11 protein-coding genes are annotated in these 16,254 nt (G+C 61.7%); all 11 read left to right on the top strand.

Annotated elements, in window-relative coordinates; translation table 11 throughout:
- Positions 1-24: 24 nt before the first annotated feature.
- Entirely contained in the window at positions 25-1,446 is a 1,422-nt protein-coding gene (locus tag MHM85_RS06595; RefSeq protein ID WP_239285331.1) for a TolC family protein, read from the top strand.
- A complete protein-coding gene (locus MHM85_RS06590) occupies positions 1,433-3,571 on the top strand; it encodes a type I secretion system permease/ATPase (protein WP_219862739.1) in 2,139 nt (712 codons plus the stop codon). Before MHM85_RS06595 ends, MHM85_RS06590 begins: the two co-directional genes overlap by 14 nt.
- Positions 3,568-4,884, top strand: a complete 1,317-nt coding sequence (locus MHM85_RS06585) for an HlyD family type I secretion periplasmic adaptor subunit (protein WP_219862737.1) — start codon at positions 3,568-3,570, stop codon at positions 4,882-4,884. Before MHM85_RS06590 ends, MHM85_RS06585 begins: the two co-directional genes overlap by 4 nt.
- Before the next feature lie 106 nt (positions 4,885-4,990).
- The gene (locus MHM85_RS06580; protein WP_219862735.1) at positions 4,991-7,837 is read left to right on the top strand and encodes a valine--tRNA ligase; all 2,847 of its coding nucleotides are present in this window, start codon (positions 4,991-4,993) and stop codon (positions 7,835-7,837) included.
- Between the two features lie 201 nt (positions 7,838-8,038).
- The gene (locus tag MHM85_RS06575) at positions 8,039-9,088 is read left to right on the top strand and encodes an aminoglycoside phosphotransferase family protein (RefSeq protein WP_219862733.1); all 1,050 of its coding nucleotides are present in this window, start codon (positions 8,039-8,041) and stop codon (positions 9,086-9,088) included.
- Positions 9,089-9,112: 24 nt separating this feature from the next.
- Positions 9,113-10,330 (top strand): ABC transporter substrate-binding protein, encoded by a 1,218-nt coding sequence (locus MHM85_RS06570; protein WP_219862730.1) that lies wholly within the window; start codon positions 9,113-9,115, stop codon positions 10,328-10,330.
- A 36-nt stretch (positions 10,331-10,366) separates the two neighbouring features.
- On the top strand, positions 10,367-12,055 hold the full coding sequence (locus MHM85_RS06565; RefSeq protein WP_219862728.1) for an ABC transporter permease subunit: 1,689 nt from the start codon (positions 10,367-10,369) through the stop codon (positions 12,053-12,055).
- Positions 12,056-12,079: 24 nt separating this feature from the next.
- Positions 12,080-12,715, top strand: a complete 636-nt coding sequence (locus MHM85_RS06560; RefSeq protein WP_153843468.1) for an ATP-binding cassette domain-containing protein — start codon at positions 12,080-12,082, stop codon at positions 12,713-12,715.
- Entirely contained in the window at positions 12,702-13,421 is a 720-nt protein-coding gene (locus MHM85_RS06555) for a TIGR04283 family arsenosugar biosynthesis glycosyltransferase (RefSeq protein WP_275443345.1), read from the top strand. The genes MHM85_RS06560 and MHM85_RS06555 overlap by 14 nt, the downstream gene beginning before the upstream one ends.
- Entirely contained in the window at positions 13,411-14,034 is a 624-nt protein-coding gene (locus MHM85_RS06550; RefSeq protein ID WP_219862726.1) for a TIGR04282 family arsenosugar biosynthesis glycosyltransferase, read from the top strand. The genes MHM85_RS06555 and MHM85_RS06550 overlap by 11 nt, the downstream gene beginning before the upstream one ends.
- Before the next feature lie 54 nt (positions 14,035-14,088).
- Complete coding sequence (locus MHM85_RS06545) at positions 14,089-16,224, top strand: bifunctional TVP38/TMEM64 family protein/FAD-dependent oxidoreductase (protein WP_219862724.1); 2,136 nt, start codon at positions 14,089-14,091, stop codon at positions 16,222-16,224.
- Positions 16,225-16,254 lie beyond the last annotated feature (30 nt).

Raw genomic sequence — 16,254 nt, 5'->3', positions numbered from 1 at the left:
TGCTCTTCAGGAACGATAATGAATGTGAACGTAACCAGGTCGCTCATACTCGGCCTACTGCTGGTCAGCCCACCACTGATGGCGCAACCCGTGCTGGAGGAGCCACTGGCCGAGACGGCCGCCTTGCCCGCTTCCTCTCTGGATGGCCCGGCGTTTTCGCCCGAGCTCCAAGAGCTCCTCGACCGCTTTCGATGGCAAGCCAGTGAGGCGACAGGCAGTTCTATGGCGCTGATCGCGTTACGTGAAAAAATTCAGCAAGCCATCGAGCAGCAGCCCGGCATTCTGGCTCAGCGCTCTCGAGAGCGGGAATCCGTGCTGCGCATTGACGAAGTGCGCGCGGTGCGCCGCCCGCAGGTGAACGCAGGCCTCGAGTACCGCAACGACCTCCAGCGTACTGAATCACTGCCCGATCGCGGCTCGCGCGTCGATGCCGTGGTCACGCTGAGCCAGCTACTGCTGGATTTCGGCGCGAGTCGCGAACGCGTTCGCGCCGCCGATCTCAGCGCAGAAGCGGCGTTTTGGCAGTCCCAATCTAGCGTTGAAGAGGAAGTCCTCTACGCGGTGAACGCTTACCTGGATGTGGCCCGCTTGACCGCCCAGCGCCAGCTGGCCGAGCATAATCTTGAGCAGCACCAGCGTATTTTTGAAGACGTGAGCCTACGCCGTGAGGCGGGCGCTGGCTCGCGGGCCGACGTACTGCGCGCGCAAAGCCGCTTGAGCGACGCCGAATCACGCTTGGTCACACTGGAGGGCGAGCTGGCCCGAGCGATCAACGTGTATCAGGAAGCGTTTTTCTCCACGCCGGATGTACTGGCGCTGCCCCAGGGTGCCGCGCTATTGAGCGATGCCAACGCAGACCGCCTGTTGGACAGAGCGCTGGCGCAAAACGCCGCGCTGCGCAGCCAAACGCTCACCAGTGAAGCCAGCGATGCCGAGGCCCAGGCCACCCGTAATGCCCGCCTGCCCAGCCTAAGCGTGGCGGTCGAGGGCCGTCAGTTCGATGTGAACGATTTCAACGAATCCGATAACGACGTCGCGCTACTTTTCAACGTCGACTACACCCCCTACAGCGGCGGCGCCACCTCCTCGCGGGTTGCTCAAGCGGTCGAACGCCAGCAGCAGAGCCAGTACGAGCAGCAAGCGCTGCGCCGTGAGTTAGAGCGCGAAGTCCGCTCGGCCTACACCGATACCCGCACCCGTCGTGCGGAGCTGGAAGCGCAAACCGCCACGCTCGCCGCCGAAGAGGAGGCCCTACTGGCCTATCGCGACCAGTTTGCCGTTGGCCGCAGCAGCATCAATGACTTGCTCGACGCCCAGCGCGACCTATTTCAAACCGCGCTGGAGCTGATCAACCGCCGGGTGCGCTGGGAGCAGGCCGCTTTCCAGCAGCTCGCGGTCACTGGTGAACTGCTGGATGTGATGGAGATTCACCTTGAACGCCGCTAACCCCTATCAGGACGATCTTGAGCAGTGCTTGACCTTCGTGGCCGCCCATCTAGCGCTGCCCGTTTCCGAAGCCGCCGTGCGTGCTCACCGAGTAGGCAACGAATCCCCACTGACACCCGATGGCTTCATTGATGCCGCCGAACGCCATGGTATGGTCGCCGCACTGGGCGAGCATCCTCTCGCCACGCTGGGTAACTCGCTGCTGCCTGCAGTGGCGCTGCTGAAAAATGGCCGCGCGGTGGTCCTCATCGAGCGTATCGATGACAATCGCTTCGCGCTGTTTGATCCGGCCTTGGGTAAACAGCCCGTCGAAACCCATGTAAGCGCCCTGGAAGAGGCGTATATCGGCCACCTGATTGCCGTACGCGCCCGCTACCGTCCGGTCAGTTTGAATAGCGAACCGGCCATTCAAGGCGGCCACTGGTTCTGGAGTGCGCTCTCCTCGAATCGCTGGGTGTATACCCAAGTGGTGATTGCCGCCGCGCTCACCAACTTTTTAGGCCTGGCCACGTCGCTGTTCATCATGGTGGTGTATGACCGCGTACTACCCAATGAAGCGGTTGAATCGCTGGTGGCGCTCACCATCGGTGTGAGTATCGCCCTGCTGTTCGATTTTGCGGTAAAAACCCTGCGCCAGCTGTTTATCGAACGGGCTGGCCAGGAGGCGGACTTGCGTATGGGTCGACGTATCTTTGATCACGTGCTCAACCTGCAAATGAGCGCCAAGCGCGGCTCCACCGGCGGCTTTGCCAATACCCTCAGAGAGTTCGAGACACTGCGCGATTTCTTCGCCTCGGCGTCGCTGGTCGCCATCGTCGATTTACCGTTCATCCTGCTATTCATTGGCGTGATTTATCTGATCGGCGGGCCGCTGGCCCTCATCCCGATGATCGCCGTTCCCCTCGTATTGCTGATCGGCATCGCCGTTCAACCGTTTCTCAAACGTCTTTCTGGTCAAGCCTTTGAAGAGAGCCGCTCCAAGCAGGGCGTGTTGATCGAGGCCGTTGCTGGCTTGGAGACCATCAAGGCCAGCGGCGCAGCACCGATGATTCGCAAACGTTGGGAAGAGAGCGTGCACCAGCAGTCGGCTGTAGGGCGTCAAGGTCGCGCGATTCAGCAGTTCGCCCTCAACGCCACCGCCTTTGCCCAGCAGGCCGCCCAAGTGAGCATCGTGGTGTACGGGGTCTTTCTGGTGGGCGCTGGCACGATCTCCATGGGGGCCATGATTGCCTGCGTCATTCTCACTGGGCGCGCGCTGGCGCCGCTGGCACAGCTGGCGCAAACCATGACCCGCATCAACCAAGCGCGTACCTCCTACCGCGCGCTCGACCAGCTGATGAACATGCCCTCCGAGCGCCCGGCAGGCCGCCACTACCTCAGCCGTCCCACGCTGGAAGGCAAGCTGCGCCTGCAGGACGTCAGCTTCCGCTACCCCGAGCAAACCACCGCTGCGCTGGCGAATATCAACCTGACCATCGAGCCCGGCGAGAAAGTCGCCCTGCTTGGCCGCGTCGGCTCCGGCAAGAGTACGCTGGCACGTCTGCTGCTGGGCATTTACCCACCGGAACAGGGTGCCGTGCTGGTCGACGATACCGACCTTCGCCAAATCGACCCTGCGGATTTACGCCACAACATTGGCAGCGTTCTACAAGAAGCCTGGCTCTTCTCCGGCACCGTGCGGCAAAACATTGCCATTGGAGCCCACCACCCCACCGATGAGCAGATTCTCAACGCCGCGAAACTTGCCGGAGCCCATGACTTCATTGCCCGCCACCCGAAAGGCTACGACATGCCGATTGGCGAGCGCGGCGAGGGACTTTCCGGCGGTCAGCGCCAGCTGATCTGTCTGGCCAGAGCCCTGCTGGGCGCGCCGCCCATTCTGCTGATGGATGAGCCCACCAGCGCCATGGACATCCAAACCGAAAAAGAGGTCATTGCGCGCTTGAAAGCCGCGAGCACAGCACAAACGCTGGTGGTGGTCACCCACCGTACCAGCCTGTTGGAGCTGGTGGATCGCGTGGTCATTCTCGACCAGGGACAGATCGTGGCCGATGGCCCCAAAGCTCAGGTCATGCGCCCTGTGGAAGCCGCCCCCCACCGTCCGCGCGAAGGAACCACTCAGTGAATCGTCCTACTTCTCAACTGGATTTCGAGCACTTCGTACGTCACGGACGTGCCAAGCGCCCCATCGGCAGTAGCCTGCTACTGCTCACGATCATCGCCTTTCTTCTGATTGGTTTCATTTGGGCGTATCTCACGGAAGTCGATGAAGTCACCCGCGGCCAGGGCAAAGTCGTGCCCTCACGCAGCTTGCAAGTGGTCGAAAGTCTGGAGGGCGGCGTGGTCACGGAGATCAACGTGCGCCGGGGCGATACGGTCGCCCAAGGCGATACGCTCATGGTGCTCAGCGGTGGTACGCTCGAGGGTGACTACGAGGAAAGCCTCCAGCGCCTGCGTTCGCTCCAGCTGCGTATCCAGCGCTTAGAGGCCGAAATCAACCAGACGCCGCTGGCGCTGGATGACGCTCTGAGCCAAGCAGCCCCCAGCGTGGCCGCCAGTGAAACGCGGCTTTTCCATGGCCGCCAACTAGAGCTAAACGCAGAGCTACAGGTGCTGGAGCAGCAGGGCTACCAGCGGCGCCAAGAGACAGCGGAGCTGGAAGCCGCCCTTAGCACGGCACGCTCCGGCGTCCAGCTAGCCGAGCAGGAGCTGGCGATCATCCAACCGCTGGCCCAGCGCGGCATCGAACCGGAAACCTCGCTACTGCGGGTACGCCAATCGCTCAACGAGCTGCGGGGTGAAGTGGCCCGTCAGCAGAGCGCAGTGGCGCGCGCCGAGGCGTCCATTGCGGAAATCGAAGATCGCAAAGTGGCAGCACGCAACGCCTTCGAGGCCGATGCGTTAGCCCAGCTGGCCGAAGCGACTTCACAAGTCGCTGAGCTGCAAAAAACCCTGCCGGGACGCGCGGACCAAGTCGCCCGCACCACGATTCGCTCGCCGGTAGACGGCGTGGTCAATCAAGTACACATCAGTACGGTGGGCGGCGTGGCAGGCTCTGGCGAGCCGCTGGTGGAAGTGGTGCCTGCCGATGATGCCCTGGTAGTAGAAGCGCATATTCGTCCGTCCGATATCGCCTTTCTCTACCCCGGCCAGCCGGTCAAAGTAAAATTGACCGCCTACGATTTTGCCCGCTACGGCGGCTTGGACGGCGAGTTGGTCACCATCGCCGCCGACGCGGTAGAAATGCCGGAAAGCGGCGAGCTGATGTACCCCGTGGAAGTGCGTACCGACGGTTATCTCTACGACGCCGATAACCAGCCGTTGGATATCATGCCCGGCATGGTGGCAGAGATCGACATTCTCAGCGGCAAGCGCAGCGTGTTGGATTACCTGATGGAGCCGGTGGTAAAAGTTCGCGACCGCGCCCTGCGCGACTGATCACCGAATCGAGCGCCCATACGAGCAAAGCGCAACGCCCCTGACGAGCGCAGGGCGTTCGCGCTATACTTGCCACCATTTTTTGCAAGCCGTGAGCCGACTCCCCATGGAAAAGACCTACCAACCCGAACAGATCGAAACCCGCTGGTACGAACGCTGGGAAGCCGATAACCGCTTCGCCCCATCTGGCCGCGGCAAGCCCTTTTCGATCATGATTCCGCCGCCCAACGTCACCGGCAGCCTACATATGGGCCACGCGTTCCAGGACACCATCATGGATACCCTGACGCGCTGGAAGCGGATGCAGGGCAACAACACCCTGTGGCAGGTAGGCACCGACCACGCCGGGATAGCCACCCAGATGCTGGTCGAGCGCAAGGTCGCCGCCGAGGAGGGCAAGACCCGTCACGACCTCGGCCGCGAGGCGTTCATCGAAAAAGTGTGGGAGTGGAAGGAAGAGTCCGGCGGCCACATTACCCGACAGCTGCGCCGCATGGGCGCCAGCGTCGACTGGAGCCGCGAGCGCTTCACCATGGACGACGGCTTCTATAAAGCGGTTCAAGAAGTCTTCGTGCGCCTCCATGAAGAGAAGCTCATCTATCGCGGCAAGCGCTTGGTGAACTGGGATCCGACGCTACACACCGCCATTTCCGACCTGGAAGTGGAAAACAAAGAGCAGCAGGGCAGCTTCTGGCACTTCCGCTACCCGCTGGCCGACGGCGTCAAGACCGACGACGGCAAGGATTACGTGGTGGTCGCCACCACCCGCCCGGAAACCCTGCTGGGCGATACCGGCGTGGCCGTCAACCCGGAGGATGCGCGCTATGCTTCCCTGGTCGGCAAGTTCATCGAGCTGCCGCTGGTAGGCCGCCGTATCCCCATCGTGGCGGACGAGCACGCCGATATGGAGAAAGGCTCCGGCTGCGTGAAGATCACTCCGGCCCACGACTTCAACGACTACGAAGTCGGCAAGCGTCAGAACCACCTGCTGATCAACGTATTCACCAAAGATGCGACGATCCTCGAGCAGGCGGAAATTTTCGACCTGAAAGGTCAGCCGCAGCCCGATGAAGACGCCACCCTGCCAGCCAAATACGCGGGTTTGGATCGTTTCGAAGCGCGCCAACAGATCGTCGCCGACATGGAGGCCCTCGGCCTGCTGGTTCAGGTAGAGAGCGTCAACAACACCCTGCCCTACGGCGACCGCTCCGGCGATGTCATCGAACCGCTGCTCACCGATCAGTGGTTCGTGGCCGTGGAGAGCCTCTCCAAGCCCGCCATCGAAGCGGTGGAGAAAGGCGACATTCAGTTCGTGCCGAAGAACTACGAGAACATGTACTTCGCCTGGATGCACGACCTACAGGACTGGTGTATCTCTCGCCAGCTGTGGTGGGGCCACCGCATTCCGGCTTGGTACGATGCCGACGGCAACGTGTATGTGGCTCGCAGTGAAGAGGAAGCCCGCGAGAAGCATGGCCTGGGCGCTGACGTGGTGCTGACCCAGGACGAAGACGTGCTGGACACCTGGTTCAGCTCGGGCCTATGGACGTTTGGCACCCTGGGCTGGCCGGAAAAAACCCCGGAGCTGGAAACCTTCCACCCCTCCAGCGTGCTGGTGACGGGTTTCGACATCATCTTCTTCTGGGTCGCCCGGATGATCATGATGACGCTGAAATTTACCGGTGAAGTTCCCTTCAAGACCGTCTACGTCCACGGCCTGGTGCGCGACGGACAGGGTCAGAAGATGTCCAAATCCAAGGGCAACGTGCTGGACCCCATCGACCTGATCGATGGCATAACGCTGGATGACCTGCTGGAAAAACGCACCGGCAACATGATGCAGCCCCAAAAGGCCAAGGCGATTGCCAAAGCCACCAAAGAAGAGTTCAAAGACGGTATCGAAGCCCACGGCACCGATGCACTGCGCTTTACCTTCTTATCGCAAGCCACTACCGGTCGCGATATCAAGTTCGATATGAACCGCCTGGATGGCTATCGCAACTTCTGTAACAAGCTCTGGAACGCCTCACGCTACGTGCTAATGAACGCCGAAGGCGAGGACTGTGGCGCCTTGGGAGAAGAAGTGGAGCTCTCGCTGGCGGACCGCTGGATTATCTCCCAGCTACAGAAAACCGAAGCGCAGGTCACCAAAGCCATGGACGAGTACCGCTTCGACCACGCGTCCCAGGCACTTTACGAGTTCGTCTGGAACGAGTACTGCGACTGGTACCTGGAGCTTTCCAAGCCGGTCCTCTGGGACGAGGCGGCCAGCGATAGAGCCAAACGCGGCACCCGCCGCACCCTGGTGCGGGTACTGGAAACCATTCTGCGCCTGGCCCACCCGATGATGCCCTACATTTCGGAAGAGATCTGGCAGCGGGTGGCTCCCCTGACGGGCACCTACATGGGCGACGGCGCCTCCATCATGCACCAGGCGTGGCCGGAAGCCGACGATAGCAAGATCGACGAGCAGGCCACCCGCGACATCGAATGGCTGAAAGGCGTGATCATCGCCGTGCGCAACATCCGCGCCGAGATGAACATCGCCCCTGGTAAGCCGCTGGACGTGCTGCTGACCAAAGGCAAGCCCGAGGACGCCGAGCGCCTGGAGCAGAACCGCCGCTTCCTGGCCAAGCTGGCGAAACTGGAAAGCGTGACGTGGCTGGCCAACCCAGAAGACGCCCCTCTTTCGGCCACCCAGCTGGTCGGCGATATGGAAGTGTTGGTACCGATGGCAGACCTGATCGATAAAGACGCGGAGCTTGCCCGCCTCGCCAAAGAGATCGAGAAGCAGGATAAGCTCATCGGCGGTATCGAGAAGAAACTGAGCAACGAAGGTTTCATTGCCAAAGCCCCCGACGCCGTGATCGAGAAGGAGCGCGGCAAACTGGCAGAGTACCAGTCCGCCAAAAAGTTGTTGGAAGAGCAGCAAGCGAAGATTGCCGCGATGTAATCCCCCGCTCATGACAGTCTCACAACGGCACCTACTGGGTGCCGTTGTCGTATCTACATCGCCTTTTTCACGCGACGACCTGCATGGCCATCGTTTTTTATGACGAACCGTGTAAGGTTAAACGTCATGCTGTCACTGACTGACAGTCGCACGCGTCGACCATTCATGACATGACCTCTCGTCAATCACACGGAACGCTTTATGCCGACACTCTCTGAGGCGCGCCTGAAGGCATTGGGCAGTACGCTGCAGCAAGCAAAGATCGACTACCGTTCGCTGACGCCCATGGCGGATACGGGCCTAGCACACGACCACGTGTGGATCCACCGAGACGCCGATGACTGGGTGGCTCGGCTGCCCAAACAGAGCCAGATGAATCTGCCGCCAGAAGAGAACTTGGCCTATCAAGCCGCCTGCTATGAACGGGCCAGCCAAGGCGGACATACGCCTCGGTTGCAGGGCGTACTACCGCCCAGCGAGTCGCTACCACGCGGCGCGCTGCTGGTCGAGGCAATTCGCGGGCGCTTGGCCGAACTTCCCCAGGACCTGCCTGCCATTGCCGACACCCTCGCCAGCCTGCACCGCCAGCCGCTGCCTCGCCACCGCCCGCCGTTACTGGCCCCTACAGCCCCTTGGCAAGCCATGGTGGAAGAAGTGTCTCTGCAGGCAAAATGGCTCGACGACGCCCAGCTTCCCAGCAGCATTCATCTGCGTATTCAACAGGAGCTGGATTTACTGCCCAGCACGCTGGATGACGCCGCCGCTACGCTGATCAGCTTCGATACCCACCCCGGCAATTTTTTGGTCACGGACCAGGGGCGCGCCATACTCGTCGATCTCGAAAAATGCCGCTACGGACTGCCGGGCATCGATTTAGCCCATACCTCACTCTACACCTCGACCACCTGGGACCTTAACAGCCAGGCGGTGCTCAGCTTGGACGAGGTCATTGCGTTCTATCGCCGCTGGCAGACGGCCATGGCCGCCACGCCTGATATCGTGCTTCCCAGCGTGAATACGCTAATTGCCTGTCGGCGCGCGACGTGGCTATGGTCGCTGACGTGGTGTGCCAAGTGGCGCGCTCAGCACCTGCAACGCCAGGATAGCGAGCGCCGGGGAGAGGATTGGTCGGCGGAGCTCACCGATGCCGCCGTGATCGACCACGTGCGCGACCGCGTGGAACACTACCTCTCACTGCCCATTATCGACCATGTTCACAGTGAACTTCAGTGCCTACAAACCGCTCTATAACCAACTGATTTGATGAGGTGTGCGATGAAACCACGCTCTGCTCTGGCCACCGCCGTGGCGTTTGCTCTGATAAGCCTAGCCGCGCCTGCGGTTGCCACGCCCGACCCGCAAGAGTGGGAGAGCGTACTGGACGCCGCCGACGGCCAAACCGTGTACTGGAATGCCTGGGGCGGCGATGCGCGCACCAACCGCTATATTGCCTGGGTCGCAGAGCAGATGCAGGAGAGCTACGGCGTTCGCGTAGAGCACGTGAAGCTCGACGATACCAGCAGCGCCGTGGCACGGGTGCTGGGTGAACAGCAGGCGGGCAACGATAGCGATGGCAGCATCGACTTGATTTGGATCAACGGCGAAAACTTCGCCGCCATGCGTGAGCAAGACCTGCTGTTTGGGCCTTTTGCGGCGTCGCTGCCGAACTTCGCTCTTACCTATCCTGACGAGAATCCCGAAGTCGTCACCGACTTCACTCTACCCACCGAAGGCTACGAGTCCCCCTGGGGAAAGGCGCAAATCACCTTCTACTACGACAGCGCCCAAACCGATACGCCGCCCCAAAGCATCGAGGAATTACTCACCTGGGCCAGAGCGAATCCTGGACAGTTCAGCTATCCGCGTATCCCCGACTTTACCGGCAGTACGTTCCTAAAACAGGCGCTGATCGAGCTCACCGACCAAGCTGACGCGCTCTATGCCCCTGTCGACGAGACCACATTCGAAGAGATCACCGCGCCGCTGTGGGCCTACTTGGACGAATTGCACCCACATCTCTGGCGCAGTGGACGCAGCTTTCCCGATTCCGGCCCCAACCTTCGTACGCTGATGAGCGACGGTGAGCTTAGCCTGGCTTTCTCGTTCTACCCCACCGACGCTGCCGTAGCGGTGATGGAGTATGAACTGCCGCAAAGCGTGCGCAGCTACGTACTCGAAGGCGGCACCCTAGGCAACGTGCACTTCGTAGCCATTCCCTACAACTCGCCGCATAAAGCGGGCGCGATGGCGCTAGCCAACTTCTTACTCTCCCCGGAAGCGCAGGCCCAGAAGCAGTCGCTCAGCATGTGGGGCGACCGCAGCGTGCTGGCCATTCAGCAGCTCGAGCCAAGCGACCAGGCACTCTTCGAGCAGGGTGACCATCATCCCTCGGCGCTGCCGGTCGATGCGCTATCCAACACCCTGGCAGAACCCCATCCTAGCTGGATGAACGCCCTACAGGATGCTTGGCTCGAGCGTTACGGTGTCAACTAAGCGCACTCCTCCTCGTCGCGTGCGACTCACTGAACCATGCTACGGCTAGCGCCGATCGTGATCATTGCCCTGCTGGTGATACCCGTCACCGCGGGGCTTGGCATGGTACTACTGCCCGCCTTTGGCTACTTGCCGGTACTGGGGAGCGATCAGGCCAACCTCTTTGCTTGGCAAATGCTTTTCGCACAGCCGGGGCTTGGCCGCTCGGTGGCGGTGAGTTTTGCCAGCGGCCTGGCCAGTACGGCGTTAGCGCTGCTCATCGTCGTGCTGTTTTTAGCTGCCAGCCAAGGCACTTGGCTGGACCGCAGCCTGCGCCGGTTAGTGTCACCTTTGCTGGCGATTCCCCACGCGGCGGTGGCGTTTGGCTTTGCTTTTCTGATTGCGCCTTCTGGGCTGATGGCACGACTGATCTCCCCGTGGCTCTCCGGCTGGGAGGCGCCCCCCGATGCGCTGATCGTCAACGATCCGTGGGGGCTTGCGCTCACGCTTGGCCTCGTCTTGAAGGAAGCGCCCTTTCTGCTGCTAATGAGCCTCGCGGCACTGCCTCAGCTCCAGGCCGAGCAGCGCCTGCGGCTGGCACGATCGTTGGGCTACTCGCCCACGGTTGCTTGGCTCAAAGGGGTGCTGCCGTCGCTCTATCCACTCATCCGCCTACCGGTGTATGCAGTGATTGCTTATGCGACCTCCGTGGTGGATATGGCGCTGATTTTGGGGCCACGCTTGCCGCCCACTTTGAGCGTCTCGATTCTTGGTTGGTTTAGCGACCCCGACCTCACCCGTCGCTTCATGGCGTCGGCGGCGGCAGTACTGCAGCTGGGCGTAACGCTGGCCGCGCTGCTGAGCTGGTGGCTGTTGGAGCAGCTGGCCCGCAGGCTGGGCCAGCGCTGGTTGATCAATGGCGAGCGCACGCGGGGAGACGCCGCCGTTCGTGTGTTCGGACGCGTAGGGCTTGCTCTGGCAAGCGCCGCCGCGCTGGCCTCGCTGGCGGGGCTTGGGCTCTTCTCGGTGGCCGGGTTCTGGCGTTTTCCTGAGCTGCTACCGCAGTCGCTTACCGTCGACCACTGGCAGCGCAGTGTCAGCATGCTGGCTGGCCCACTGGCCCATACCGCACTCATTGCCCTGCTTTCGACCGGCGTGGCGGCCGTGCTGGTCGTCGCCACGCTCGAAAACGAGCAGTGCCAGCAGCGTCACCCTACTCGCTCGCTCTGGCTGCTCTATTTACCGCTTTTAGTCCCGCAAATCGCATTTTTATACGGTTTGGTGGTGGCCGCCGAGCGCCTGGGCATTCGCCCCCAACTGGCGCTGGTGGTAGCGGGCCACCTGCTGTTCGTATTGCCTTATGTGTATCTTTCGCTGGCGGAAGCCTATCGCCGCTTGGATCCGCGCTGGCTCTACATGGCCCAATCATTAGGCGTTTCTCGCCGCCGAGCGTTTTGGCGCGTGCGGCTACCGCTCCTGCTTGCCCCACTGCTCACCGCCGCAGCGGTGGGCTTGGCGGTGAGTATTGGTCAATATTTACCCACCCAACTATTAGGCGCAGGCAGAGTCCCAACGGTGACCACCGAAGCCGTGGCGCTGGCCTCCGGGGGAAACCGCCGCTTAATCGGCGTATGGGCGCTGGTGCAAGCGGGCCTGCCGCTCGTCGGCTTTATGATCGCCGTCGCCTTGCCAAGGTGGCTGGGCGCTCCAAGACGCACACCTCTTAACGTTAAACGCCAAGGTTAAGACGCCCTGTGGATAAGGAACCTCATGAATAACGCTGCCAACGCCCTGACCCTCGAGCAAGTAAGCATTCACTTAGCTGAACGCCTGCTGTTGACAGTCGATGCAACGGTGGCCCCAGGCGACGTGCTCACCGTGATGGGTCCCTCGGGTTCTGGTAAATCGACGCTACTAGCGTTTATCGCCGGTTTTTTACCCAACACGTTCACCGCCCAGGGGCGGGTTCGCCTTGGGGATACCAACATACTACACCTGCCCGCCGAGCAGCGCGGCGTGGGGTTACTGTTTCAAGACCCGTTGCTGTTTCCCCATTTGAGTGTCGGCGGCAACCTGCGCTTTGGCCTGCCCCGTAGAAGCCCGCAGAAAAGTGCCCAGATTGCCAAGGCGCTCGACCAGATAGGGCTTGCGGGGTTTGAAGCCCGCGATCCGGCCACGCTTTCTGGCGGGCAGCAGGCTAGGGTGGCATTGATGCGGCTGCTGCTCTCCCAACCCCGCGCCGTATTACTGGACGAACCCTTCTCCAAGCTGGATACGACCCTACGCCAAGAGATGCGCGCGCTGGTCTTCAGTCAACTGCGGGAAGCGGGCCTACCCGCTCTACTCGTCACCCATGACGACGCCGATGCCACCGCCGCAGGAGGACCGATCATTGCCCTTGGCTGATCCGCACCCTACGCCTTTGTCACTGAGTATCATCATTCCCATGCTCAATGAAGCAGCCGGTATTCAGGCAACGCTCACGCGGCTACAGCTGCTGCGCGCCTCAGGCGTTGAACTCATCGTCGTGGATGGCGGCAGCACCGATGCCAGCGTGGCCTTGGCCGCGCCACTCGCCGATACGGTCCTGAAGAGTGAACTTGGGCGCGCACGTCAGATGAACCTGGGGGCGCAACACGCCCGCGGCCTGGCATTGCTCTTTCTGCATGCCGATACTCGACTACCGCCCGACAAAGAGCAGCGTGCGGTGACGAATCTACAGCAGGCGCTTGCCCAACACGCCTGGGGGCGGTTCGATATTCAGCTCGCGGGCAAAAGCCGCTGGCTGCCAGTGGTCGCGAGCTTGATGAACCTACGCTCGCGACTCAGTGGTATCGCCACCGGTGACCAGGGCATCTTTGTGCGCCGGGACACGTTTTTCGCACTGGGCGGCTTTCCCGATCAGCCGCTGATGGAGGACATCGAACTCAGCAAACGGCTGAAGGCCCATTCATCCCCCGCCTGCCTGCGCCAGAAGGTGATAAGCTCGGGCAGGCGCTGGGACGAGTTCGGCGCTTGGCCCACCATTCGCCTGATGTGGCGGCTACGCTACCGCTACTGGCGCGGTGTCAGCGCCACGCAATTGGCTAAGGAGTACCGCGATGCACGTTAAGCCCGCCGCGCCCCACCTGCACCTGCTGGCCAAAGCACCGCTGCCGGGGCAGGCCAAAACGCGTCTGATCCCCTGCTTGGGCGCAGAGGGCGCCGCCGACGCCCACGCAGCCATGGTGCGTCACTGTGTAGCCACCGGCTGCGAAGCGCTGGGGGCGGAGAACGTCACGCTGTGGACCTCGTTAGATCACCGCCACCCGCTCTTTTTAGAGCTTCAGGCCCAACACGGTATTTCCCTGGCCGCCCAGCAGCAGGGCGACGTGGGCAGGCGTGTTCGCCATGCGCTGAACAGTACCGACGGCCCTGCGATGGTAATGGGCACCGACTGCCCTAGCATTACCCATGCCATGCTAAAGCGCTGCCGAGCCGCCTTGAGCACCTTTGCCATCGTGATTCTTCCGGCCGAGGATGGCGGTTACGGACTGATTGGCAGCCACCAGGACTATCCCAGCCTGTTTGCAGACATTCCCTGGGGCACCGAACGGGTATTGAGCGTGACCCAAGCGCGCCTAGCAACGCTGGGACTGGAAGCGGCCTATCCGGATACCATGTGGGACATCGACCGCCCCGAAGATTGGCAGCGCTGGCAGCGGCAGCGCCACGCCAATGTGTAAGGAACCCCTCCATTTGAGCACTGAGTCAGCCCCCCTTTTTCCAAGGAGCCTGCCATGAACCGTCAGCGCCTGCTGATTATTGCCCTACTGCTATTGGCCGTGATTGGCTTCTACGCTAGCGGCGCCCATTCGTTTTTCACGCTGGACACCCTGCAAACCTACCGCAGCGATTTTCAGGCAGCTTTTCAGCAATCGCCTTGGCAGGTGGCGGGTATGTTCTTTGCGGTGTATGTGGTCATGACGGCCCTGTCACTCCCCGGTGCAACCCTGCTCACCCTACTGGGGGGCGCACTGTTTGGATTGGGCTGGGGGCTGCTCATCATCTCGTTTGCCAGCGCCATCGGCGCGACGCTCGCCTTTCTGCTTTCCCGTTTTCTGTTTCGGCAGCCCATCGAAAAACGCTTTCCCCGCCAGTTCGACACGGTGAACCGGGGCGTCGAGAAGGATGGCGCGTTTTATCTGTTCACCCTGCGTTTGGTGCCCATTTTTCCATTTTTCATGATCAACCTCGTCATGGGGCTCACGCGGATTAAAACCACCACGTTTTACTGGGTGAGCCAGCTGGGCATGCTGCCCGGCACGGCGGTGTACGTGAATGCGGGCGGCCAGCTCGGCGAGCTGGAAAGCCTGAGCGGCATTATTTCGCCTGGGCTCATTGCCTCGTTTGCGCTGCTGGCGGTGTTCCCTTGGGTGGCCCGGCGCATTGCGGTGTTGGTGCAAAAGCGCAACGCCTATAAAGGCTTCACGCGCCCTAGCCGCTTCGATTACGACATCGTGGTGATTGGCGGCGGCTCGGCGGGGTTAGTCACTAGCTATATCGCCAGCGCCGTGAAGGCCAAGGTGGCCCTGGTCGAAAAACACAAGATGGGCGGCGACTGTCTCAATACGGGCTGCGTCCCCTCGAAAGCATTGATCCGGGCGGCTCGTGCGGCCAATGACATTCGCACGGCGCACCGCTTTGGCGTGAGCGCCAGCGAGCCCCGCGTGGATTTCTCCAAGGTGATGGGGCATGTGCATCAGGCCATCCGTGATATCGAGCCCCACGATAGCGTCGAGCGCTACACCCAGCTTGGCGTGGAGGTGTATCAAGCGCACGCCACCCTGGTATCACCGTGGGAAATTCGCGTGGGTGAACAAACCCTCACCGCTCGCCATATCGTGCTGGCCACCGGGGCGCGCCCCCGCGTGCCGCCCCTACCCGGTATCGAGCACGCGCCGCTGCTCACTTCTGAAAACCTCTGGTCGCTCACCGAACTGCCCAAACGGTTGGTAGTGCTTGGCGGCGGGGCGATTGGCTGCGAACTCAGCCAAAGTTTTGCCCGTCTGGGCAGCCAGGTCACCTTGGTCGAGGGCGCGCCACAGTTACTGGGCCGAGAGGATAACGAGGTCAGCGAGCACGTGGAGCGCACCCTCACCCAAGAGGGCGTAACGGTGAAGACCAGCGCGAAAGCGCTGGAGGTGAACCAAACGGACGGTGAGCATCAGTTGGTGATCGAGCACGAGGGTGAGCGCAATACTCTGGCGTTCGATTACCTTTTGGTGAGCGCAGGCCGTCAGGCCAACGTGGAGGGGTTAGGGCTGGAAGCGCTAGGAATTACCACCACGGATATCGGCACGCTGGCGCTCAACGAGCGGCTGCAGACGCGCCTGCCCAACATCTGGGCTTGTGGCGACTTGGCCGGCCCCTACCAGCTCACCCACGCCGCAGCCCACCAAGCGTGGCACGCTGCCGTGAACGCCCTGTTTGGCGAGCTAAAGAGCTTCGCAGTGGACTACCGCTTCATGCCCGCCGTGACCTACGTGCAACCGGAAGTGGCCAGGGTGGGGCTCAACGAAAAAGAGGCCACCGCCAAGGGTGTGGCCTTTGAAGTGACCCGCTACGCCATGAGTGACAGCGACCGCGCCATTGCCGAAGGGGCGCCCGAGGGCTTTATCAAAGTGCTCACCGTGCCCGGCAAAGACAAAATTTTGGGAGCAACGGTCGTGGCGGAAAACGCCGGTGAGTGGCTGGGCGAGTTCACCATCGCCATGAAGCACGGGCTGGGGCTGAATAAGCTGCTCGGCACCATTCACCCTTACCCCACCCTGGGCGAAGCGACCAAAGCCACCGCTGGGGTATGGAAAAACGCTCACAAGCCGGAGCGGGTACTGGATCTGTTGAAGCGCTATTTCGACTGGCGCCGGGGCTAAGAAGACCGAGTGCGATGACAGCCTTTCGCC

Source organism: Halomonas sp. McD50-4 (genome assembly GCF_022348135.1).
Lineage (GTDB): Bacteria > Pseudomonadota > Gammaproteobacteria > Pseudomonadales > Halomonadaceae > Vreelandella > Vreelandella piezotolerans.
The sequence above is the reverse complement of the archived record's forward strand: the minus strand, read 5'-3'. Positions and strand labels throughout refer to the sequence as shown.